Genomic DNA, 22,214 nt, shown 5'->3' with positions numbered 1-22,214 from the left:
GCCCGGTGACGCTTCCGGAGCCGCCGGAGCCGCCGGAGTCCCGCCGGGCTTCCGCGCCGCGCGGCGTGGGCGCGCGCGGCCAACCCGCCCCCGCGCGCCGTGGACGCCTGCCAGCCGGGCGCCGCGGGCGCGGCCCGGCCCGGCCCGCGGCGCGCCGTCCGCTCCGGCGGCCGCCGCGGCCACCGCAGGCGCCGCCCCCGGCGGACGGCGGCGGACGCCTCGACTACGCCAACTCCGCCCTCGGCGCGGGCTCGTTCGTCGTCGCGCTGATGCTGTACGCGGGCTACCTCTACATCGAGGCGTTCTACAGCTACTTCCACCTCGGCACGTTCGCGGTCGGATTCGACTCGCTCGAGTTCGCCCTGCGCAGCCTGCGGCTCATCACGCTGCCGGTGTTCGCGGCCGTCGCGCTGCTCTTCCTCGTGCCGTACGCGCCGGAGCTGATGGCCCTCCTGGGCGTGCCCGAGCGCCGTGTGCGGGCGGCGCGCGCGTATGGTCACGCCCTCGCCCGGCTGCATCCGCTGCTCATTGTCGCGGGGCTCGTCCTGATGGTCCTGTGGCGCCACCTCGGGGCCCTGCGCTGGCTCGCGCCCCTGTGCGTCGCGGTGGGGCTGCTGCTCGGGCAGACCTCCGCCGCGGCCCGCCCGGCACGGCGGCGGCGCGCGGGGGAGCGGGCGCTGTCCCTGGTCGTCGCCGGGGTGTTCCTGATGTGGGTCGTGGCGTTGGCGGCCGGGGACCTCGGCCGCCGCGACGCGCGCCGCGCCGCGGACCACCTGGTGAGCCGCGTTGCCGTCGTCGTGGTCAGCACCGAGCGCCTGAGCGTGACAGGACCCGCCGTCGAGGTCGAGGACCTGGGCAAGGACCTGCACTACCGGTACCGCTACAGCGGCCTGCGGCTCCTGGTGGAGCGGGACCACCGGTACTACGTCCTGCCGCTCGGCTGGCGGGAGGGCCGGGACGCGACGTTCGTCATCGAGGACGACGCGTCCGTCCGCGTCGAACTGCGGCCGGGAGTCCGGCCGCGCCCACCGGGGTGAGGGGCGGCACCCAAGCGCCGCCCCCCAGGGGGTCAGCCGTCCTCGCCCGGCGGCGTCCCGCAGCTGGGACCGCCAGGGCCGTCGAACTGCACCGAGCTGAAGAAGTCCCGGTACGTCGGGAAGAAGTTGCCCTTGCCGGTCGGCCCCGCGGAGGTCACGGCCGTGCAGCCGCTGTAGTGCGCGTCCGACCAGAGGTAGATCGTCGAGGGCGTCCGGTTCCAGTCCGACTTGGCGCGGTCGTCCATGCCGAGCGCCGCGAGTTCCGGGGTGTTCCCGCTGATCTTGATCATGTCGCCGGTCCCGTCGAGGCCCGAGAACATGCAGTAGAACCCTTCGGGGCACCGGTCGTACCCGTCGGCCGCGTGTGCCGTGGAGACGGGCACCACGGTCGCCGCCACCGCGGCGGCCACCGCCACGAGGGTCATGGAGAGCTTCTTCCTCGTCGTGATCACCTTGCGCACACCGGTCCGCCTTCGCTTACGGGGCCCGCGAGTCCGCGAGGAGCGGGCACCGGAAGGGGTGCGCGGGCCGTGGTCCCCCCAGGCTTGTTGATCCGCTCGGCGTGTCGCCATCCCCCACAGGAGGGGGCCTGCGCCGCGCCGCCATCGTCGCGGTGGGCTGAGACCACGGCCGTCCACTTGCCGTTCCTAGGAACCCTAGGATAAAACTAGGAACCCTAGGAGAGGGAGGTGGGCGGCATGGCGCGTGCCGGACTGACGGCTGAGCGGGTGACGGTCGCGGGCGCCGAGCTCGCGGACGAGGCCGGGCTCGACCAGGTGACGATGGCGCGCGTGGCGCGGCGGCTCGGCGTGAAGGACGCGAGTCTCTACACCCACGTGCGCGGCCTGGAGGACCTGCGCGGACGCATCGCGCTGCTCGCCGCCGACGAGAAGACCATCCGCATCGCCGAGGCCACCGCGGGCCGGTCCGGCAGGGACGCCCTGATCGGCTTCGCCAACGCCTGGCGCGACTACGCCCACCAGCACCCGGGCCGCTACCTCGCGACACAGGCCGGGATCCGCGTCGACCCGGAGCTGGCGGCGGCCGCCCCCGGGCCGCGGCGCGCGGTCGAGCTGACCTACGGCATGCTGCGCGGCTACGGCCTCGCCGAACCGGACCTGACCGACGCGGTCCGGCTGCTGCGCAGCACGTTCCACGGCTTCGTCGCCCTGGAGGCCACGGGAGGCTTCGCGCACCAGCGCGCTCCGCAGCAGTCCTGGATCCGCGCCCTCGACGCCCTCCACAGCCTCCTGGAGCACTGGCCCACGTCCCGAGAAGGAGCATCACGATGACCGCCCCGACCACCGGCAGCCTGCGCGTGCACGGCGCGACCCTGCACTACGAAGTGCGCGGCCAGGGCCCGCTGCTGCTCCTCGTCCCCGGAGGCGCGGGCGGCGCGGCCGCCTTCGACAGCTTCGTCGACGACCTCGCCGCCGACCACACCGTCGCCACGTACGACCCGCGCGGCATCTCCCGCAGCACCCTGGACGACCCCGACGCCGAGCAGAGCGTCGCCGAGCACGCCGACGACGCGCTGCGCCTGCTCGACCTCCTTTCGCCCGGCGTGCCCGCCCGCGTGTTCGGCTCCAGCTCGGGCGCCATCGCCGCCGTCCAGCTGCTCATCGACCACCCCGAGCGGATCGCACGCCTGGTGGCGCACGAGCCCCCGCTCGTGGAGGTCCTGCCGGACGCGGCCGAACACCGCGCGCTCGTCGCCCGCGTACAGGAGACGTTCCACGCGCAGGGCCTCATGCCCGCCATGGCCGTCTTCGCCGAGGGCCTGACGAAGGGCGGCGCGGCCACCACGCCGAAGGCGGAGCTCAGGCTGCCGCCGCAGGCGGCGCGGCGGGCGGAGCGGACGATGGCCAACCTGCCGTACTTCGTGAGCCGTATCGTGCCCCGGTTCATGTCCCACACCCCCGACACCGCCCGCCTCGCGGAGCTGTCGGACCGGCTCGTGCTCGCCTGCGGCGAGGACTCGCGCGGCGAGCTGGCCCACCGCCCGGCCGCCCTGCTCGCCGAGCGCCTCGGCATCGGCTTGCGGTACTTCCCCGGCGGACACACCGGATCGACCACGCACCCCGCCGAGTTCGGCGCCCTGCTCCGCGAGGTGTTCGCCGCCGGGCCCAAGACGCCTGGCGCTCAGCACGCGGCGTAGGCACGGGCGCTCGCGGGGCCGTCGGCCGACGGCCCCGGCGGTCGGGCAGGTGTCAGACGCCGTCGTCCGGCAGCGGCAGCGGCGGCTCGGGAAGGCCCCGCAGCGCGTCCAGGACGACGCGCACCGCCGCGCGGGGCGGTGCGCCGCGCCGGATCGCCGCCGTGATCGTGCGGGTCACCGGAGCCGAAAGCTCGCTGGTGGCGACGCGATAGCGGCGGTCGACGGCGAGGCCGGGAAGCAGCGCGATGGAGAGCCCGGCCTCGACGTGCTGCAGGGCCATCATGTAGTTGCTGAACCGGCACACCACGCGCGGCTCGAACCGCGCCTGACGGCACAGGCGCAGCGCCAGGTTCGCCATGTACGACTGCGGCATGTCGAACGCCCATGGCTCGTCCGCGTACGCCGCGAGGTCCACCGCGCCGCGCCCGGCGGCGGGATGCCCGGGCGGGACCACGAGCAGGATCGAGTCGGTGGCCAGCGGCACGAGGTCGAGGTCGGGCCCGAGCGGCAGCTCGTCGAAGTCCGTGGTCGTGATGATGACGTCCGCGTCGCCGCCCCGCAGCGCGGGCATGCTCTCGTGCGGCTCCAGCTGGAGCAGCTCCACCTCCAGGTGCGGATGCTCGCGCGCCAGGCGGGTCACCGCGGGCACGGCCAGGGTGTGGATCGCGCTCTGGAACGCCCCGAGGCGCACGAGCCCGGCCGGTTCCTCGCCGAACCCGCGCAGCTCCGCCTCGACGCTGTCCATGTGGTCGAGGATCGCCCGCGCACGCCGCGCCAGGATCAGACCGGCCGAGGTCAGGCGCACCCGGCGCCCCGTGCGTTCGAGCAGTTGGGTGCGCGTCTCGGCCTCGAGCACCGCCAGCTGCTGGGACACGCTCGACGGGCTGAGGTTGGCGGCCTGGGCGACCGCCCGCACCGTGCCGAGCGTGTCCAGCTGGCTCAGCAGGCGCAGCCTCCAGGGGTTCATCACCCCCGCATTCTTGTACGGCTCAGCCGAACAGGAAAGCCGGAATCGTGAGATGGACGCGTCGCTGGGGCGCGACCTACGGTCGGTGACATGGCACCTTCCCCCACCGCTCCGCCGTCCATCACCGCCCCTGCCCCTGCCTCTGCCTCTGCCTCTGCCTCCGCCGAGGCCTTCTGGGCCGACGCCGAGCGGCACCTCGTCCGCTACGGCGGCGAGTTCACCCCCGAGATCATCGAACGCGCCGCCGGGAGCTTCGTGTTCACCGCGGACGGCCGCCGGATCCTGGACTTCACCTCCGGCCAGATGAGCGCGATCCTCGGCCACGCGCACCCGGAGATCGTCGAGACCGTGCGGCAGGGGATCGCCACCCTCGACCACCTCTTCAGCGGCATGCTCAGCCGCCCGGTGGTGGACCTGGCCCGGCGCCTCGCGGGCACGCTGCCCGCGCCGCTGGACAAGGCGCTGCTCCTGACGACCGGCGCGGAGTCGAACGAGGCCGCGATCCGGATGGCCAAGCTCGTCACCGGCAAGCACGAGATCGTCTCGTTCGCGCGCTCCTGGCACGGCATGACGCAGGCCGCCGCGTCCGCCACCTACAGCGCGGGCCGCAAGGGCTACGGCCCGGCCGCGCCCGGCAACTTCGCCATCCCCGCGCCGAACGCCTACCGGCCCGACTTCACCACGGCCGACGGCGCCCTGGACTGGCCCCGCCAGCTGGACTTCGCCTTCGACCTGATCGACGCCCAGTCGACCGGCAGCCTGGCCGCGTGCCTGGTGGAGCCGATCCTCAGCTCCGGCGGCATCATCGAGCCGCCGCCCGGGTACTTCGCGGCCCTGAAGGAGAAGTGCCGCGAGCGCGGCATACTGCTGATCCTCGACGAGGCCCAGACCGGCCTGTGCCGCACCGGGTCCTGGTACGCGTTCGAGCGCGACGGCGTCGTCCCGGACATCCTCACGCTGTCCAAGACGCTCGGCGCGGGGCTGCCCCTCGCCGCCGTGATCACCAGCGCCGAGATCGAGCGGGAGGCGTACGACCGCGGGTTCCTGTTCTTCACCACGCACGTCGCCGACCCGCTCGTGGCGGCCGTCGGCAACACGGTCCTCGACGTCCTGGCGCGCGACGGGCTCGACGAGCGCGCGCGGACGCTCGGCGCGTTCCTCCACCGGGGACTTCAGGACATCGCGGGCCGCCACGAGGTGGTCGGCGACATCCGGGGCCGGGGCCTGCTGATGGGCCTCGAACTCGTCACCGACCGCGCGACCAAGCGGAGTTCGAGCGAGCTCGGCGCCCGCGTCACCCGGCGCTGCCTCGAACTGGGCCTGCACATGAACATCGTCCAGCTCCCCGGCATGGGCGGGGTCCTGCGGATGGCCCCGCCGCTGACCGCCACCGAGGAGGAGCTGTCGCTCGGCCTGACCATCCTGGACCAGGCCATCGGCGACAGCCTCGGGGCGGCCTGAGCCGCCGTCGCGGGCCGGGCCGGTCCCGCGCGGGTGCTTGGCGGGCCGGGGCGGCGCCCCGGCCCGGGAGGCGTCAGGCGGGCAGGGCCGCCTCGATGGCCGCCACGACCTCGGCGGCGTCCGGCTCGGTCTGCGGGGCGAAGCGGGCCGCGACCGTGCCGTCGGGACCGATCACGAACTTCTCGAAGTTCCAGCGGATGTCGCCCGTGTGCCCATCGGCATCCGCCGTCGTGACGAGGCGCCGGTACAGCGCGTGCCGGGCGTCTCCGTTGACGTCGACCTTCTCCGTCAGCGGGAACGTCACGCCGTACGTCGCCGAGCAGAACTCGGCGATCTCCTCGGAGGTGCCGGGCTCCTGGCCCATGAACTGGTTGCAGGGCACCCCGAGGACGGTGAAGCCGCGGGCCGCGTACGTCTCCTGGAGGCGCTCCAGGCCCGCGTACTGCGGGGTGAGGCCGCACTTGGAGGCGACGTTGACGATCAGGACGGCCTTGCCCAGGTACTGGGACAGGTGCGCGGGGCCGCCCTGGAGGCTCTCGATCTCTACTGCGTCGTAGACAGACATGTCGCGGAGCCTACGCTCCGGCCGCATCGGGCGCCGAGGCGGGCCGGGCTGGCTCCGGCGGCTCCTCGCGGTGCAGCGTGCCGCGCGCGACGAGTTCGACGGTGACGGCGACCGCCACGGCCTGCACCGCCATCAGGGCGATGAGGACGAACAGCTGCACCGCGCCCGCCTGCACGGGGGATGCGCCGCCGAGCAGCATGCCGACGAACGCGCCGGGCAGCGTGACCAGGCCCACGGTGCGGGTCTGGTCGAGGCCGGGCAGCAGGGCGTCGGACGCGGCCGGGCGGATGACCTCCAGGCGGGCCTCGCGCGGCAGCAGCCCGAGGGCCAGGCCCGCCTCGAACTCGCCGTGGCGGGTGCGCAGTTCGTCCAGGGCGCGGCGGCCGCCCAGGACCGTCGCCGTGAGCGCGCCGCCGATGAGGATGCCGGTCACCGGGATCATGGCGATGCCGCGCACCGGCACGAGACCGGCGAGCGTGAGCGCCGCGACGACCGGCGCCACCGGCGTGACGAGGGGCACGGCCGCCCACCACCAGGTGCCGTTCGGCGTGATGCGGCGCCCCGCCGTGCGGGTGGCCACCGCGAGCATCAGGAGCAGGAACGCGAACAGGGCCGCCACGTGGTGGACCACCCAGCCGATGACCAAGGAGACCGCCGCCAGCTGGGCCGCCGCCCTGATCCCGGCCACCGCGATCTCCCGGGCCCGGGCGCGCGAGCCGTCCGGCGACAGGCGGAACACCGCGGCCACCGTGGCCGCGGCGACGAGCAGCACGAGCAGGACGACACCGAGGGTCACGTCGACGGGCAGCAGCGTTTGAGCAGCGAGGACACGCACGTCCCCACCCTAGAGTCGGGGGCCGTACGCTCCTTCGTGACCGGCGCGTTCGGCCCTGGTGGGCGGGGCGCGGCGGAGGGACGTACGCAGCGAGAGAAGGGCGAAGAGTCATGGCGCAGCAAGTGCGGGGCGTGGTCGCACGCGCGAAGGGCGAGCCGGTGCGGATCGAGACGGTCACGGTGCCGGATCCGGGGCCCGGGGAAGCCGTGGTGAAGGTCCAGGCGTGCGGGGTGTGCCACACCGATCTGCACTATCGCGAGGGCGGCATCAACGACGACTTCCCGTTCCTGCTCGGGCACGAGGCGGCGGGCGTGGTGGAGTCCGTGGGGGAGGGCGTCAGCGAGGTGGCGCCCGGTGACTTCGTCATCCTCAACTGGCGCGCCGTGTGCGGGCAGTGCCGGGCGTGTCTGCGGGGCCGCCCGCAGTACTGCTTCGACACGCACAACGCGCGGCAGAAGATGACCCTCGCCGACGGCACGGAGCTGGCGCCCGCGCTCGGCATCGGCGCGTTCGCCGAGAAGACCCTCGTCGCCGCCGGGCAGTGCACCAAGGTCGACCCGGCCGCGTCCCCGGCCGCGGCGGGGCTGCTCGGCTGCGGGGTGATGGCGGGGCTCGGCGCCGCGATCAACACGGGCGGCGTGGGCCGCGGCGACTCGGTGGCCGTGATCGGCTGCGGCGGCGTCGGCAACGCGGCCGTCGTCGGCGCGCGGCTCGCCGGGGCGGCGAAGGTCATCGCCGTCGACATCGACGACCGCAAGCTGGAGACCGCGCGCGGCCTCGGTGCCACGCACACCGTCAACTCCCGCTCGGCCGACCCCGTCGAGGCGATCCGGGAGCTGACCGGCGGCCACGGCGCGGACGTCGTCATCGAGGCGGTCGGGCGCCCGGAGACGTACGAGCAGGCCTTCTACGCCCGCGACCTCGCGGGCACGGTCGTCCTGGTGGGCGTGCCCACGCCGGACATGCGGATCGACCTGCCGCTGCTGGACGTCTTCGGGCGCGGCGGCGCGCTCAAGTCGAGCTGGTACGGCGACTGCCTGCCCTCGCGGGACTTCCCGATGCTCATCGACCTCTACCAGCAGGGGCGGCTCGACCTGGACGCGTTCGTGACCGAGACGATCGCGCTGGACGAGGTGGAGAAGGCCTTCGAGCGGATGCACCACGGCGACGTCCTTCGCTCGGTGGTGGTCTTCTGATGGCGGCCGGGGCCGCGGGCGCCGCCCGCGTCGAACACCTCGTCACGTCCGGCACCTTCTCCCTGGACGGCGGGGTCTGGGACGTCGACAACAACGTCTGGATCGTCGGGGACGAGCGGGAGGTCCTGGTCGTCGACGCCGCGCACGACGCCGAGGCGATCGCGGCCGCCGTGGGCGGGCGCCGGGTCGTGGCGATCGTGTGCACGCACGCCCACGACGACCACGTGGACGCCGCGCCCGCGCTCGCGGCCCGCACCGGCGCCCCCGTGCTGCTGCACCCCGACGACCTGGACCTGTGGAAGCTGACCCACCCGGACCGGGCGCCCGACGGCGAGCTGGCCGACGGCCAGGAACTGACTGTCGCGGGGACGACGTTGACGGTGCTGCACACCCCGGGCCACTGCCGGGGAGCGGTCAGCCTGTACGCGCCCGCGCTCGGGACCGTGTTCACCGGCGACACGCTGTTCGCGGGCGGACCGGGCGCCACCGGCCGCTCCTTCAGCGACTTCCCCACGATCATCGCGTCCATCCGGGAGCGGCTCCTGACGCTGCCGCCCGAGACGGTCGTGCGCACCGGCCACGGTGACAGCACGACGATCGGGGACGAGGCCGGACACGTGGAGGAGTGGATCGCGCGCGGCCACTGACGGCCGCGCCGCCCCACGAAGCCACCTGCGGGCACGCCCCGCGGGTGGCTTTTCCACGCTGCTAGCCTGTAGCAGGTGAACACTGATACTGACTATTACACGCTGCGGGACGAGACGCCCTCCGTCGAGGCCTACCTCCACCTGCGCGCCGCCTCCGGCCTGAGCCCCCGCACGGTCGAGCAGGCCGCGGCCGGACTGCCCCACACCTGGCACGCGGTGACCGTCTACGCCGAGGGCGAGCCGGTGGGGATGGGGCGCGTCGTGGGCGACGGCGGCTGCGTCTTCCAGATCGTCGACATGGCCGTACTGCCCGCGCACCAGGGGCAGGGGCTCGGCAAGCGGGTCATGGCGGCGCTCGTCGACGCCCTTGAGCGCCGGGCGCCCGCGGGCGCGTACGTCTCCCTCATCGCGGACGGCGACGCCCGCTTCCTCTACGAGAAGTTCGGGTTCCGCGATACGGCGCCCGAGTCGATCGGCATGCAGCGCCTTGTCTGATTCCCCCGACGCGGCGGCGCGCCGCAGGTCACGCGTGCTGGCAGCCGCCTCCGATCTCCGATAAGTTAGGCAAGGCTTACCTAATGGAGGTTGAGGATGGGTGTCCGACACGTCAGCACGACCATGCCCACAGCTGCGGCGCGCGCTCGCTCCGTGCTCGCCACCGCCTGGTCCTGTGCGGTGACCACGGAGATCGGCAGGGATGAACTGCTCGGCGCCCACAGCGTCACCGAGCGCGGCGCCGTCCGGCTGAGCCCGCCCGAGGACAGCGCCCTCGCCGCCGCCCTCATCTGCGCCCCGCGCGGGGAGCCCTCCACGCTCGTGGAGTTCGCCGACGTCGCGCCGGTGCCGGTGCGGGACCGGGTGCGCACCCGGCTGTGGCTCTCCGGCTCGCTCGCGGCCACCCACGACGAACTCCTCTTCGAGCCGGCCTGCGTCGTGCTGCACGACAGCCACGGGCGCACCGGCATCGACCTGGAGGAGTTCGCCCTGGCCGACCCCGACCCGCTGGCCCACGCCGAGTCCCGGCTGCTCACCCACCTCGCCGACTCCCACCCCGACGCCGTGGAGCAACTCACCCGGCTCATCGCGGCGGAGAGCCTGCACGGCGTCGTGAGCGTCAAACCGCTCGCCATCGACCGCCACGGCCTCACGCTGCGCCTGGAACGCGTCAGCAGCCAGGCCGACGTGCGACTGCCCTTCCACGCCCCCGTGGAGGACCTCGGCCAGGTCACCGAGCGCATGCACGCCCTGCTCACCAAGGCCCGCCTGCTGCGCCGCCCCGTCCTCGGCCCCGCGTCCGAGGAGCGCTGAACCGCCTCTTCGGGCGTGGGGGACGGGGCGGTTGCCGGTTCCTCGGACCACCGAGGCATGATGAGCGCCATGAGCGCGCAGAGTAAGTCCTTGCCCAACGATCCTGTGCAGGCCCTGATCGTCGTCGACATGCAGTCCGCCTTCGTGTCCGGCGACGACGCCATCCCCCACGCCGAGCGGGTGCTCCAGCGCACCGAACAACTCCTCGCCAAGGCCCGAGCGGAGGACGCGGTCGTCATCCAGCTCCAGAACGACGGCCCCGAAGGCGCCACCGACGAGCCGGGCACGCCCGGCTGGCGGCTCCATCTGCCCGTCGACAGGGACCGCGGCGAGGTCGTCATCCGCAAGGCCTTCGACGACGGCTTCGAGGAGACCGAACTGGAGGACCTGCTGCGCGAGGAGGGCGTCACCTCGATCGCCCTGTGCGGCGTGATGTCCGAGATGTGCGTGAGCGCCACCGCGCGCACCGCCCTCGACCTGGAGTTCCGCGTCGTCCTTCCGCACGACGCGCACGGTACGTACGACATCCCGGCGGCCGAGGGCATCAGCGACGCCGTACCGGCGGCGACGGTGTCGCGCGTCGCGGAGTGGGCGCTCGGCGACGAGGTCGAGATCGTGCCGAGCGCCGACGACGTGAGCTTCACGGGGGCCTGAGCGGGACCGTTCCCCTCCTCGGCCCGTCATGTCCCGGCGCCGCGGTCCGGGGAGACCGGCCGCGGCCCGGGACGGGTCGGGAGCGGGCGGTCAGGCCGAGGCCCCGCCCGCTGCCGCTGCCGCGGCTCGCTCCGCGAGGACGCCCGCCACCTCGTACAAGTAGCGGTTGACCGGCGTCGGCACCCCGGCGCGCTCGCCGAGGCGCACCACCGAACCGTTCCACGCGTCCAGTTCGGAGGGGCGCCCGGCGAGGATGTCGCGCTGGAGCGAGGACGTGCCTTCGGCGGGCTGCCGGTCGAGGAAGTCGAGCGTCGTCGGCACGATGTCCTCGGGCAGTTCCACGCCGTGCGCCCGGGCGAGCTGCTGGATCTCGGTCATGCCCTCGACCAGCAGCCGCCGCGTCCCCGGCCGCGCACGCAACACCCCGAACGGGGCGTTCGTGACCGTGCCGAGCCCGCCGAACGGCACGACGAACAGGAACTTGGCCCACAGCTCCGCCCAGATGTCGGCGGGCGCCGCCGCGGAGACGGACGACCCGGTGAGCGCCGACACCAGGCGGGCCACCCGCTCGGAGGGGCGGTTGTCCCACTCCGCGAAGGCCAGCGCGGCCGGGCCGCCCACATGGCGCACGCGTCCCGGCCCGTCCAGATGCGCGATGATCTTCGCGGTGCCGGGCAGGACCGCGGCGCGGCCGACCTCCCGCGCCACCCGCTCCGGGGCCTCGACGCCGTTCTGGAACGTCACGACCGCCGTAGTGGCGCCGACGAGCGGCTTCAACGCGGCGACGGCGGGCTCCAGCTGCCAGGTCTTCACGCACAGCAGGACGTAGTCGACCTCGCCGATGTCCCGGGTGTCGTCGCTCGCCCGCACCGGGGCGACGGAGAAGTCCCCGGCCGCGCTGTCCACGCGCAGCCCGTCGCGCCGCAGGGCCTCCAGGTGGGCGCCCCGCGCCACGAAGCGCACGTCGTGCCCGGCGGCGGCGAGCCGCCCGCCGAAGTAGCCGCCGATCCCGCCCGTGCCGAGCACCGCGACGCTGACCCGCCGCGCCGCCGCTGCCTTCTCCGTCTGCCCCGTCTTCTCCGCCATGGAGAACCTCCCCTGGATTCCCGGTACGTAGTGCCGGGCACCCAAGGCCCGGACCGGCTCACCCTAGTCGGCCCGGGCGCGCGGCCCGCCCCGCGCCCCGGCTACAGCGGCAGCGCGCACACCGCGACCGGCGCCGCGAAGGGCGGGCCCGTGAGGGCGAGTTCCCCCGTGCTGGCGTCGAGGCGGAAGACGCTGACCGTGCTCGACCGCTGGTTGCTGGCGAACAGCAGCCGCCCGGACGGCGAGAAGGCGAGGTGCCGGGGGAAGTCGCCGCTCACCGGCACCGTGCCGAGGAGCTCAAGGCGCGCCCCGTCCCGCTCGACGGCGTACCGCGCCAGGGAGTTGCCGCCCCGGTTGGCGAGGAACACGAAGCGGCCGTCGGGGGTCACGACGGGCTGGGCCGGGTAGTTGGTGACCCCCGGCGGGGTGCCCGTCGGCTGCGGCTCGCCCGGTGTGAGGCACCCGCTGTCCGGGTCGTAGGCGCAGACCACGACCGTGTTGTCCAGTTCGCACGCGACGTACGCGAAGCGCCCCGACGGATGGAACGCGAGGTGGCGCGGCCCGGCGCCGGGGCGCAGGGTGGCGTACGAGACGCGGGTCAGCCGTCCCGCCGCCGTGTCGAGGCGGTAGGTGTAGACGGCGTCGGTGCCGAGGTCGACGGCGAGGACGTGGCGGCCGTCCGGCGCGGTGACGATCTGGTGGGCGTGGGGGCCCTGCTGGCCGGGGCCGGGCGGCGGCTGCGTGTGCGTGACGAGGTCGGTGCGCGCCCCGAGCGCGCCCGAGGCCTCGATGGGGTGCACGGCCACGTTGCCCGAGCTGTAGTTGGCGCTCAGCAGCCAGCGGCCGCTGGGGTGCACGGACAGATGGCAGGCGCCCGCGCCGCCCGTGTCCCGGGTGCCGAGCACGCGGTGGGCGCCGTCGGGGGAGAGCTCGACGGCGGTCACACCGCCCTGGGGCCGTTCGTTGACGCAGTACAGCGTGCGCCCCGAGGGGTGCGCGACCAGATACGACGGGTCGGGCACCCCGGTGAGCGTCCCGGTGCCGGTGACGCGGCCCGTCACCTCGTCGTACGTGGCCAGGCCGATGCCGGTGCCGCCGCCCGGCTCGGAGGTGTACGTGCCGAGGAACAGGGGCCGCCCGCCGCGGGGGGCCGCCGCCGCGGGCAGGGCGATCGCCCCGGTGGCGGCCGCCGCGAGCGTCGTCGTGATGAACCGTCGTCTGTCCATGACCGCACCTCGTGTCTCAGGAGTAACGGAGTGGCAGCCACCCTGGACCCGGATCGGTTGAACAGGCAATAGTCGCAACAAGAGTTGCGTTCTGTGCAACGCCTGCTCAGGGCGCGAAAGGGCCCCCGGAAAGGCCCCCGGGAAGGCCACGGGAAGGCCCCGGAGAGGCCCCGGAGAGGCTCAGGCGAGGGCCGCGCGCTAGCGTCCGAACGCCGGATTCCGGGCCCCGCCGCCGGGCGGGGAATCGCCGTCGCCGCAGGCCGCCTCCTGGGACAGGGCCTTCAGCGCGCCGTCGATGGGGTGGGGCTGCGGCCGCCCCGAAGCGTCCGGCTTGTTCCACCGTTCGAGGTTCATCGCGACCGACATCTGCCGCGCGCCGTCGGCGCGGGTCATGGAGATCGTGCGGGCTCCCCACGTCGATCCGTCGTGGCCCCAGAAGGTGCCGCACGGGAGAGTGAACCGGTGCAGGCCGAGGCCGTAGTCGGCCGTCCCGCCCCCGTCCAGCGTGGTGACCGGCACGGTGCGCCGCATCTGCGCAAGCGCCGCCTTGCTGACGACCTTCCCGGCGAGGAGGCGGCCGTAGAACCGGTTCATGTCGCCCACGGTCGACACCAGACCGGCGCCCGTCATCACCCAGGACATGGTGTACACGCTGTAGTCGCGCGGGGGGTCGATCATGCCGTAGAACGCCTCGTACATCCGCGGGTGGGGCCCCTTGACGCGGGGCCCGCTCGGGAACGAGGTGTGCCGAAGACCGGCGGGCTCGATCACGCTGCGGGTGATGTACCGCGCGGCCGAGGTGCCGGTCACGCGCTCCAGGAGCTCGCCGAGGAGCAGGTAGTTGGTGTTGGAGTACACGCCGGGGACGGATCCGGGCGTGCTCGCGGCGGGCGCCGAGAGGCCCATCCTGATCAGCTCGGCCGGACGGAATTCACGGAACCGGTTGTCGTCCAGGCTCTTGGGCGAGATGTCCGGCAGTGAGGGGAAGCCCTTGAGGGACGGGAAGGCGTAGGGCAGGTAGTCGGGGATGCCGCTGGTGTGGTTGAGCAGCATCCGGACGGTGATCTTCCGGCCGCGTTCTCCCGGCACGAGACGCGGCAGATAGCGGCCGATCGGCGCGTCGAGCCGGATCCGGCCCCGGTCGACCTCGCGCAGGACCGCCGCGGCGGTGAAGGTCTTGGTGACGCTGCCGACGCGCTGGCGCATATCGGCCCGCACGGGCCGGCCGGTCCCGACGTCGGCGACGCCGGAGGCGCCGCGCCACACCTGGCCCGCGGCCCGCACCTCGGCGAAGACGCCCGGCATGCCCGCGCGGTGGACGCCGTCGAGCGCGGACCGCAGCGCCACGCGGTCGGGGGCGGCCGGGCGGCGGGGGTCAGCGGGCGGCGCGGGGGCGGCCGCCACCGTGCCCGCCGCGACGCTCAGCGCGGCCACGGTCGCGCACATCATCAGGCGGTACTTCATGACAGGGGTCCTCTCCTGGTCGGGACGGGGGTGACGGGGGTGACGGGGGCCATGCCGCGGGATCTCCGGCGAGGGCGCGGCTCGGTGCTGAGGTTCATTCGGCGCGGGCGTGGCTCGGTGCTGAGGTTCATCCGGCGTGGGCGCGGGGCAGCGCTGAGACTCTTCCGGCGCGGGCGCGGTGCGAGGCTGAAGGTCATCCGGCCAGAGCGCGGCGCAGCGCCGCGGCGAGTTCGGTGATCTGCCGCTGCGAGACCTCGGCCGACAAGATCGCCTGCGATCCGTGGAACGTGCCCGGCCACTGGTGCAGTTCGACGGACACGCCCGCCTGGAGGAGCCGCAGCCCGTAGGCGATGTTCTCGTCGCGGTTGGGGCACAGCTCCGCCGTGGCGAGGTGGGCGGGCGGCAGCCCGGACAGGTCGGTGGCCCGCATCGGGGCGGCGTACGGTGTGGCGGGCGCGGAGCCCAGGTAGTGCCGCCAGGCGGTGGTGACCTTGTCGCGGGTCATCCACGGGGTGTCGGTGAAGGCGTGCTGCGACCACGTCTCCTGGCGGTCGTCGAGCGCGGGCTGGTTGAGCAGCTGGAAGCGGATCGGCGGCCCGTCCTGGTCACGGGCGCGCAGCGCGAGACCGGCGGCGACGCAGCCCCCGGCGCTGTGACCGCCGACCGCGATCCGGTCGGCGTCGACGCCGAGTTCGGACGCGTGCTCGGCGGCCCAGGTCAGCACGGTGAAGGCATCGTCCAGGGCGGCGGGGAAGGGGTGCTCGGGGGCGAGTCGGTACTCCACCGAGATGACCACCGCGCCGGAGCCGCGCGCGAGCCGCGCGGCCCACGGGTGTTCGGTCTCCCGGCTTCCCATGACCCAGCCGCCGCCGTGCAGCCAGACCAGCGCGCCGTGCGCCTGGTGCGGGCGGTAGATCCGCACGGGCACCTCGGGGTCGCCGGGCACCGTGCGGTCCTCGACCTCCATGCCGGTGGTGTCCGGCGCGGGCACCGAGGCGGCGAGTTCGGCGAGGTTCGCGCGGTCGGCGGCGGGGTCGGTGAGGTCGACCTGCGGGAACAGCGGGAGGAATGCTTCCAGTTCGGGGTCCATACGGGCCATCCTGGCCGTCGTCACCCGCAGGGAGCGTCCGCCAACCGTCGCGGATGCGGACCTGATCGCGCGCCGATCGGCGCCCGCCGACGGGCCGGGCCCGCGCTCACCGCTCGCCTTCGCCCGCCCGCGTGGCGGTGAACGCGTTCTCGTAGAGCCGGAACAGGCGGGGCGCGGGCCGGTCAGCGCCCCGGGGCGGCGCGGTGCTCAGGAGGCGGTTCCAGCAGCGCGCGGTCAGGGCGCGGGCCCGGGAGCCGGGCCAGGGCCGGGGCAGCAGCTCGGGCGGGAGCAGGGGGTCCGGCGTCATCGCCGCCGAGAACGCCGAGGCGAGCGTGACGGCCAGCGTGAGGCGCTCGGTGTCCGTGGGCCCTACGGCGGCGTCGAGTACGGCGAGGCAGGACTCGGCGAGGGCCGCGAGCCGGTCGTGCCGTTCGGCGATCTCCTGGAGCGGCCACAGCGCCGCCGCCAGCTCGCGGGGGTCGTCCACGTCACCGACGCGCAGGTCCGTGCTGGTGAGGAAGGTGACCGAGGACAGGACGCCCAACTGGCGCGCCGGGGCCCGCACGAGGTCCTCGACGGCGTTCGCGCACACGTACAGGCCGCCTTGGAGCGGGGCGGCGCCCAGGTGCAGCAGGGTGTCGCGCAGCGCGTCGCGGGCGGCGCGCCGGGACTCGGGCACGGCGAAGGCGAACAGGTGCCAGACGCCGTCCCACGGCGCGAGCCCCTGGTCCTGGAGGTACGCGTGACGCACGTACGCGACGTCCGGGGCGAGGGAGCCGGTGGCGTCGGCGACGGTGCGAAGGACGGCCTTGCGGCCCCGGCCCTCGTGGGTGAACCGGCCCTCGCCGACGAGCCGTTTGACGCACAGCCGGACCTGCTGGTCGCTCATGCCGAGGAGGCCCGCCACCGCGTACAGCTCGCCCGCGTCGACCGTGCCGTCCTCGCGGACGAGGGCGTGGACGAGCAGGCGCGTGGGGATCTCGGGCCGGTCGGCCGCCCCGGTCGCGTCCTCGCGCGTGGTGGTGTTCATCGTGCCTCCCGGCGTCCCTGGTGATCCGCGGCCGTGACCGCGCGGTGCATGGTCGTCACCGCTCCGAAGCCCATCAGACGGCGCAGGAACGGCGTGCGCTGGGTGTGCGTGGCGGTGAAGCCGTGCCGTTCGTACAGGGCGCGGGCCCGGGGATTGGCGTCGATGACGTCGAGGCGGACGCGGCGGCAGCCCGCTTCGGCCGCCACCGCGATGACCTCCCGCAGCAGCAGGCTCCCGACGCCGCGGCCGCGATGGGCGGCGGCCACGGCGATGCCGTCCATCACCAGCTCCCCGGCGGCGGGCGTCCGCTCGAACAGGGCGAGGACCGCGAGCCGTGGCAGGCCCCGGACCGCGCCGTACGACGCAAGCACGTCCCGGACGCCGCCTCCGGTCAGGGCCCGGCCGCCCAGCTGGTATCCGGCCACCCCCACCACCCGGTCGCCGTCCGTCGCGATGACGCCCCGGTCGTGGTGGAGGTGCCGGGCGATGAACGCCCGCCCGGCGTCCGGGGGGTTGAGGCCCGGGCCCAGCTTCCGGCCGAACGCCTCCCAGTACAGCGCGGCGACCCGCTCCTCCGCGCCGTCCGGCACGCCTCGCCGCACCCTCAACACGCCCCCGGGCGCCGCCTGCCGCCCTTGGTCCGCCGCGCTCATGTGCACCGCCCCTCCCGCAGGATTCCCCCTTGCGCGATCGAGTGTATTACGTTCATTCTCAAAACGAGAGTTCTTCAAACGATAGTTTTCTGGGGGTGGGGTCATGCGAGGGCCGACACGCGACGCGTCCGAGCGGCACTTACGCGACACGTCCGAGCGGCGGCCGCACGACGGGGCCGAGCGACCGGTACATGACGCGTCCGGGCGACCGGTGCGCGACGCGTCCGGGCGGCGCCGCGGGCGAAGGTGGCGCGTCGTGGTGTGGTGCCTGGTCGGGGCGGTGCTGGTGGCCGCGGGCGTCGTCGGGGTGGTGCTCTGGCAGCACACGTACGCGCTGCGCGAGGAGCGGGTGCGGCTGCGCCACGACGGACACGTGCTCGACGGCGTCCTCGCCCGCCCGGAACACGGCGAAGGGCCGTTCGGGGTGGTCGTGTTCGTGCACGGCGACGGGCCCGTGGACGCGACCCACGACACGTTCTACCGGCCCCTGTGGGAGTCCTTCGCCAAGGCCGGATACGCCTCGCTGTCGTTCAGCAAGCCCGGCGTCGCGGACTCCGGCGGCGACTGGCTGGACCAGAGCATGACCGACCGGGCCGACGAGACCCTGGCCGCCGTCGCCTGGGCGCGCGCCCGGCCGGACCTCGACGGGCGGCGCGTCGGCCTGTGGGGCGCGAGCCAGGCGGGCTGGGTGCTGCCCAAGGTCGCCGCCCGCGACCGGAAGCTGCAATTCGTCATCGCGGTCTCACCGGCTGTCAACTGGCGGCGCCAGGGCCGCTACAACCTCCTGGCCGAACTCCGCCGCGACGGCGCATCCCCGGCGGAGCGGGCCGAGGCGCTGCGGCGGCGCGAGGTGACGCTGCGGCTGCTGCGCCGGGGCGCCTCGTTCGCCGCCTACCGGGCCGCCGTCCACGACGTACGCGGCATGACCGCCGCCCGCTGGCGCTTCATCACCAAGAACCACACCGCCGACGCCACCGCGGACCTCCGCGCGATGCGCGGCACCCCGGTGCTCCTGGTCCTCGCGGGCCACGACGTCAACGTCGACGTCGCCGACACCGAGGCCGCCTACCGCGCCCTGCTGCCCGCCGCGAGCCTGCGGATCGCGCGCTACCCGAACGCCACGCACTCCCTGGTGGCCCACGACCTCGAACGCTCCGAGACGCGGCTCACGCTCACCGCGGTGTTCGCCCCGAGGTCGGTGTACGCCTCCGGGTTCCTCAGCGGGCAACGGCACTTCGTCCAGCGGCTCGCCGCGCAGGGGGAGGAGACATGACCGGGACGACCACCCGGCCCCGGGCCACCGCGGCCCGGGCGCGCCTCGCCCACGTCGACGCCCTGCGCGGCTTCGCGCTCCTCGGCATCCTGATCGTCAACATCCACTACTTGGCCTCCGCTTACCACGGCACGGGCGTGCCAGAGCCCGCCTTCGGCTCGCCGCTGGACACGGCGGTCCGCTTCGTGATCGCGATGCTGTTCGAAGCCAAGTTCTTCCTGCTGTTCTCGTTCCTCTTCGGGTACGGCCTCACCTTGCAGCTCGCCTCCGCCGAACGCGCCGGGGCCCGCTTCACGCCCCGCTTCCTGCGGCGCCTGGCAGGCCTGTTCACCCTCGGAGTCCTGCACGCGGTGCTGCTGTTCCCCGGCGACATCCTCACCACGTACGCGGTCCTCGGCCTGATCCTGCTGGCGCTGTGCCGCATCCGGCCGCGCGGTGCGGTGCGCGTGGCCGTCGCGCTGTTCACCGTCACGGCGGCGGGCTACGCGCTGCTCGCGCTCGTCGCCCACACGGCGGGCACGGGCCCGGATACCGACGCCGCCGCGGCGGACGCCGAGCGGGCCACCGACGCGCTGCGCTCCGGCGCCGCCGCTGTCATCGGCGCGCACCTCGACCAACTCCCGGACGTGCTGGCCCTGCTCGCCCTCTTCCAGGCTCCGGCCGCCCTGGCCGCGTTCCTGCTCGGCCTGGCCGCGGGCCGCCACCGGGCCCTCGCCGACCCGGCCCGCCACCACCGCGTCGCGAGGCGGCTGCGCATCGCCGGGTTCACGGTCGGCCTCGCGGGCGGCGCGGTGTACGCCCACGCGAGCCTCGCGCACCCCGGCACCGCCTACCACGTCCTCGCCCTGGGAATCGACGTGATCACCGCGCCGCTGCTGGCCGCCGCCTACGCCGCCACGGTGCTGCGCGTCCTCGCCTCCCGCAGGGGCCGGGCGGTGACCGGCGCGCTGGCCCCGGCGGGGCGCATGACCCTCACCAACTACCTCACCCAATCCCTGGTCTGCGCCCTGCTGTTCACCGGGTACGGGACCGCCCTGGTCGGCCGCGTGTCCCCGCTCGGCGTCACGGCGGCGGCGCTCGCCCTGTTCACCCTCCAGGCCGTGGCCTGCCGCTGGTGGCTGCGCCGCCATCCGTACGGCCCGGTCGAGTGGCTGCTGCGGGCCGCGACCCACCTGGCGTGGCCGAGATGGCGCGAGCAGGGGTGACCCGGGGCGCCCCCAAGCGGCGGGGGCGTGAGCGCCGGGCGCACGCGCGGGCGGGCCCCGGGAAACGGCCCGTCCTGTCGACGGGCGGCCCTACAGTCGAGGCGGCGCGCGGACATCGGCGGAGGGGCCGAGAGGTCGGCGCCGGGCCTGAGGGGGGAAGCCGTGCTGGTCGTCTTCGTGGCCGCGGCCCTGGTGGGAGCCGCATCGCTGGCGGGCCTGCGGAGCCGCTCGCGCCGTCAGCGACTCGACCCCAAGCGACTGCGGCGCGGGGACGGCGGCCTCGGCCTGCCGCGCCCGGGTCTGACCGTCGCCTCCGAAGTCGCCGCGATAGTGGGCGTCTTCATCGCCCTGGTGGCCTTGGTTGTCACGCTGGCGGGACAGCGGTGACCGCGGAGCTCACGCGGTGGCGCGCGAGCGGCGGCGGTAGCCGCCGGGGGCCTGGCCGTACTCCCGCTTGAAGGCCTTGGCGAAGGCGTATTCGGAGCCGTACCCGGTCCGGGCCGCGACCGTGGTGAGGGGGGCCTCGGACTCGCGCAGGAGCTGGGCGGCGCGCGTCATGCGCCAGCGCGTCACGTACGCCATCGGCGGCTCGCCGACCAGCGTCGCGAAGCGGCGGGCGAAGGCCGCGCGGGACAGGCCCGCGCGGTCCGCGAGGGACTCGACGGTCCACTGGGCGGCCGGATCGGTGTGGATCGCGGTGAGGGCAGGGGCGACCGCGGCGTCGCTGAGCGCGGCGGCCCAGCCCTTGGCGGCCGCGGGCGGCTGCTCCTCCAGCCAGGCCCGCAGGATGTACAGGAGCAGCGAGTCGATCAGGGCGGGGACGATGCCCGCGGAGCCGAGGCGCGGGTTCTCCAGCTCGGTGCCGAGCAGCTGGACGGCGGCGCTCAGTTCGGGGTGGCGGCCGTGCCCGGTGGACAGGTGGACGACCTCCGGCAGCTGGCCCACCAGCGGGTGCGGGCGCCCTCGGTCCAGGTGGTAGTTGCCGCACAGCAGGCTCGTGCGCGGCCCGTCACCGCCGACCGAGACCGTGCCGATGGGGGAGCCGGGGCTGAACTGCTCGGCGCGCTCCTCCTCGGCCGGGGTGGAGGGGTCGTCGGCGAGGATGTGACCGGTGCCGTCGCGCAGGAAGACCACGTCGCCGGGGCTGAGGGCGAGCGCCTGGAGGCGGGGCGCGTCCAGCGGGATCAGCCAGCACGAGCCGCGCAGCACCACGTGGAAGCCCGCCCCGGCGACGGAGGGGAGGCGCAGGCCCCACGGGGCACGGCCCTCGGTGCGCACGGAGGCGGGGTGCCCGGTCCGCATCGAGCTCAGTGCCTCGGTCAGGATGTCCAACGCCCCGCCCCTTCGTCGTCGTTCATGATCCGGCCGCCCACGATACGGCCCCGCTGGTCAGGCGACGGCCAGGACGACCTTGCCCTGGGTGCGTCCTGACGCCACGAGCTCGTGCGCGCTCGCGGCGTCGGCGAGGTCGAACGTCGCGGAGACGTGCGGACGGATCCGCCCGGCGTCCACGAGGCGGGCGATGGCCTCAAGGGAGGCGTAGTCCGGCTCGACGGAGACTCCCGCGAAGCGGCGGCCCGCCTCCGTGACGCGCGCCGCGAGCTCCTGGTTCCCGTGCTCCATGATGCTCACCAGGGTGCCGCCGGGGCGCAGGACCGCCAAGGAGCGCGTTCCCTCGGACGAGGAGTCGAAGACCGCGTCCAGGTCCTTCACCGCCTCGGTGAAGTCGACGTCGCGGTAGTCGATGACCTCGTCGGCGCCGAGGCTCCGCACGAAGGCGTGCTTGGGGGCGCTCGCCAGGGCCGTCACGTGCGCGCCGCGCGCCTTGGCGATCTGCACGGCGAAGTGGCCGACGCCGCCCGCCGCGCGGTGGATGAGGACGCGCTGCCCCTCGCTGAGCCGGGCCGCGTCGACCAGGCCCTGCCAGGCGGTGAGCGCGGCCAGGGGCAGGGCCGCGGCCTGGACGTGGTCGAGGGTGGCGGGCTTGCGGGCCACCTGCCGGGAGGGCGCGGCGACGTAGTCGGCGTACGCGGTCGCCGCACGCGGGAAGAACGGCATCCCGAACACCTCGTCGCCCGGCTGGAACCGGGCGCCGGGCCCGGCCTCCTCGACGACCCCCGAGACGTCCCAGCCGACGCCGAACGGCGGCTCGCCGAGCAGCGGGTACGCCCCCGACCTGACGGCCAGGTCAACGGGGTTGACGCCGCTGGCGTGCACCCGGATAAGCACCTCGCCGCCGAGCGGCGCGGGCCGCTCGGTCTCGACGGTCTCCAGGACCTCGGGGCCACCGAAGGACTTCTGAACGACGGCGCGCATGACACTCCCTGTATCAAGGGCAGCCCCCGCGAACACGGTCCGC

The 22,214-nt window shown here is 74.6% G+C and carries 24 protein-coding genes; 12 read left to right on the top strand and 12 right to left on the bottom strand.

What is annotated here, in order from left to right; genetic code table 11:
* The first annotated feature begins 5 nt into the window (after positions 1-5).
* Positions 6-1,037 (top strand): hypothetical protein, encoded by a 1,032-nt coding sequence (locus AC07A4_RS13655; RefSeq protein ID WP_478597177.1) that lies wholly within the window; start codon positions 6-8, stop codon positions 1,035-1,037.
* Positions 1,038-1,069: 32 nt separating this feature from the next.
* Here AC07A4_RS13655 and AC07A4_RS13650 read toward each other — a convergent pair whose 3' ends face one another.
* Positions 1,070-1,498, bottom strand: coding sequence for a peptidase inhibitor family I36 protein (locus AC07A4_RS13650; RefSeq protein WP_478597174.1), 429 nt, complete (start codon positions 1,496-1,498; stop codon positions 1,070-1,072).
* Between the two features lie 237 nt (positions 1,499-1,735).
* Here AC07A4_RS13650 and AC07A4_RS13645 point away from each other — a divergent pair, with 237 nt between their 5' ends.
* Complete coding sequence (locus AC07A4_RS13645; protein WP_478597172.1) at positions 1,736-2,329, top strand: TetR/AcrR family transcriptional regulator; 594 nt, start codon at positions 1,736-1,738, stop codon at positions 2,327-2,329.
* A complete protein-coding gene (locus AC07A4_RS13640; RefSeq protein WP_478597169.1) occupies positions 2,326-3,195 on the top strand; it encodes an alpha/beta fold hydrolase in 870 nt (289 codons plus the stop codon). Before AC07A4_RS13645 ends, AC07A4_RS13640 begins: the two co-directional genes overlap by 4 nt.
* A 52-nt stretch (positions 3,196-3,247) precedes the next feature.
* Here AC07A4_RS13640 and AC07A4_RS13635 read toward each other — a convergent pair whose 3' ends face one another.
* The gene (locus tag AC07A4_RS13635) at positions 3,248-4,162 is read right to left on the bottom strand and encodes a LysR substrate-binding domain-containing protein (protein WP_478597166.1); all 915 of its coding nucleotides are present in this window, start codon (positions 4,160-4,162) and stop codon (positions 3,248-3,250) included.
* 90 nt (positions 4,163-4,252) lie between these two features.
* Between AC07A4_RS13635 and AC07A4_RS13630 the strand changes: the two genes are divergently transcribed.
* Positions 4,253-5,623 carry an aspartate aminotransferase family protein gene (locus AC07A4_RS13630; protein ID WP_478597164.1) on the top strand — a complete coding sequence of 457 codons (1,371 nt, stop codon included), beginning with the start codon at positions 4,253-4,255 and terminating at the stop codon, positions 5,621-5,623.
* A gap of 73 nt (positions 5,624-5,696) precedes the next feature.
* Here the strand turns inward: AC07A4_RS13630 and AC07A4_RS13625 are convergent, their stop codons facing one another.
* Together AC07A4_RS13625 and AC07A4_RS13620 are read right to left on the bottom strand one after the other, a co-directional pair.
* The gene (locus tag AC07A4_RS13625; RefSeq protein ID WP_478597161.1) at positions 5,697-6,188 is read right to left on the bottom strand and encodes a glutathione peroxidase; all 492 of its coding nucleotides are present in this window, start codon (positions 6,186-6,188) and stop codon (positions 5,697-5,699) included.
* A gap of 10 nt (positions 6,189-6,198) precedes the next feature.
* Positions 6,199-7,023, bottom strand: a complete 825-nt coding sequence (locus AC07A4_RS13620) for an ABC transporter permease (protein ID WP_478597158.1) — start codon at positions 7,021-7,023, stop codon at positions 6,199-6,201.
* A 110-nt stretch (positions 7,024-7,133) separates the two neighbouring features.
* Between AC07A4_RS13620 and AC07A4_RS13615 the strand changes: the two genes are divergently transcribed.
* The 5 genes from AC07A4_RS13615 (at position 7,134) to AC07A4_RS13595 (ending at position 10,828) form a co-directional block, all read left to right on the top strand.
* Entirely contained in the window at positions 7,134-8,219 is a 1,086-nt protein-coding gene (locus tag AC07A4_RS13615; protein ID WP_478597155.1) for an S-(hydroxymethyl)mycothiol dehydrogenase, read from the top strand.
* Positions 8,219-8,866, top strand: coding sequence for an MBL fold metallo-hydrolase (locus AC07A4_RS13610; protein ID WP_478597152.1), 648 nt, complete (start codon positions 8,219-8,221; stop codon positions 8,864-8,866). Before AC07A4_RS13615 ends, AC07A4_RS13610 begins: the two co-directional genes overlap by 1 nt.
* 75 nt (positions 8,867-8,941) lie before the next feature.
* The gene (locus tag AC07A4_RS13605; protein ID WP_478597150.1) at positions 8,942-9,361 is read left to right on the top strand and encodes a GNAT family N-acetyltransferase; all 420 of its coding nucleotides are present in this window, start codon (positions 8,942-8,944) and stop codon (positions 9,359-9,361) included.
* A gap of 96 nt (positions 9,362-9,457) precedes the next feature.
* A complete protein-coding gene (locus AC07A4_RS13600) occupies positions 9,458-10,174 on the top strand; it encodes a DUF2470 domain-containing protein (RefSeq protein WP_478597147.1) in 717 nt (238 codons plus the stop codon).
* Positions 10,175-10,243: 69 nt separating this feature from the next.
* Positions 10,244-10,828 carry a cysteine hydrolase family protein gene (locus AC07A4_RS13595; RefSeq protein ID WP_478597145.1) on the top strand — a complete coding sequence of 195 codons (585 nt, stop codon included), beginning with the start codon at positions 10,244-10,246 and terminating at the stop codon, positions 10,826-10,828.
* Positions 10,829-10,918: 90 nt separating this feature from the next.
* Here the strand turns inward: AC07A4_RS13595 and AC07A4_RS13590 are convergent, their stop codons facing one another.
* The 6 genes from AC07A4_RS13590 to AC07A4_RS13565 form a co-directional block, all read right to left on the bottom strand.
* Positions 10,919-11,914, bottom strand: a complete 996-nt coding sequence (locus AC07A4_RS13590) for a 2-dehydropantoate 2-reductase (protein WP_478597143.1) — start codon at positions 11,912-11,914, stop codon at positions 10,919-10,921.
* A gap of 101 nt (positions 11,915-12,015) precedes the next feature.
* A complete protein-coding gene (locus tag AC07A4_RS13585; RefSeq protein WP_478597141.1) occupies positions 12,016-13,140 on the bottom strand; it encodes a lactonase family protein in 1,125 nt (374 codons plus the stop codon).
* 198 nt (positions 13,141-13,338) lie between these two features.
* Positions 13,339-14,604, bottom strand: coding sequence for a serine hydrolase domain-containing protein (locus AC07A4_RS13580; protein WP_478597138.1), 1,266 nt, complete (start codon positions 14,602-14,604; stop codon positions 13,339-13,341).
* 193 nt (positions 14,605-14,797) lie between these two features.
* A complete protein-coding gene (locus AC07A4_RS13575) occupies positions 14,798-15,694 on the bottom strand; it encodes an alpha/beta hydrolase (RefSeq protein ID WP_478597135.1) in 897 nt (298 codons plus the stop codon).
* 106 nt (positions 15,695-15,800) lie between these two features.
* On the bottom strand, positions 15,801-16,724 hold the full coding sequence (locus AC07A4_RS13570; RefSeq protein ID WP_478597133.1) for a PaaX family transcriptional regulator C-terminal domain-containing protein: 924 nt from the start codon (positions 16,722-16,724) through the stop codon (positions 15,801-15,803).
* Complete coding sequence (locus AC07A4_RS13565) at positions 16,721-17,377, bottom strand: GNAT family N-acetyltransferase (RefSeq protein WP_478597131.1); 657 nt, start codon at positions 17,375-17,377, stop codon at positions 16,721-16,723. Before AC07A4_RS13565 ends, AC07A4_RS13570 begins: the two co-directional genes overlap by 4 nt.
* A gap of 256 nt (positions 17,378-17,633) precedes the next feature.
* Here AC07A4_RS13565 and AC07A4_RS13560 point away from each other — a divergent pair, with 256 nt between their 5' ends.
* From AC07A4_RS13560 to AC07A4_RS13550, 3 genes are all read left to right on the top strand, one after another.
* On the top strand, positions 17,634-18,650 hold the full coding sequence (locus tag AC07A4_RS13560) for an alpha/beta hydrolase family protein (protein WP_478597128.1): 1,017 nt from the start codon (positions 17,634-17,636) through the stop codon (positions 18,648-18,650).
* On the top strand, positions 18,647-19,855 hold the full coding sequence (locus AC07A4_RS13555; RefSeq protein ID WP_478597126.1) for a DUF418 domain-containing protein: 1,209 nt from the start codon (positions 18,647-18,649) through the stop codon (positions 19,853-19,855). Before AC07A4_RS13560 ends, AC07A4_RS13555 begins: the two co-directional genes overlap by 4 nt.
* A 162-nt stretch (positions 19,856-20,017) precedes the next feature.
* Entirely contained in the window at positions 20,018-20,242 is a 225-nt protein-coding gene (locus tag AC07A4_RS13550; protein ID WP_478597124.1) for a hypothetical protein, read from the top strand.
* 9 nt (positions 20,243-20,251) lie between these two features.
* Here AC07A4_RS13550 and AC07A4_RS13545 read toward each other — a convergent pair whose 3' ends face one another.
* On the bottom strand, positions 20,252-21,187 hold the full coding sequence (locus tag AC07A4_RS13545) for an AraC family transcriptional regulator (RefSeq protein WP_478597122.1): 936 nt from the start codon (positions 21,185-21,187) through the stop codon (positions 20,252-20,254).
* A gap of 57 nt (positions 21,188-21,244) precedes the next feature.
* Entirely contained in the window at positions 21,245-22,171 is a 927-nt protein-coding gene (locus tag AC07A4_RS13540; protein ID WP_478597119.1) for an NADP-dependent oxidoreductase, read from the bottom strand.
* Between the last annotated feature and the right edge of the window lie 43 nt (positions 22,172-22,214).

The organism is Streptomyces sp. NPDC043996 (assembly GCF_056435225.1).
This window is presented reverse-complemented; position numbering and strand designations above follow the sequence as displayed.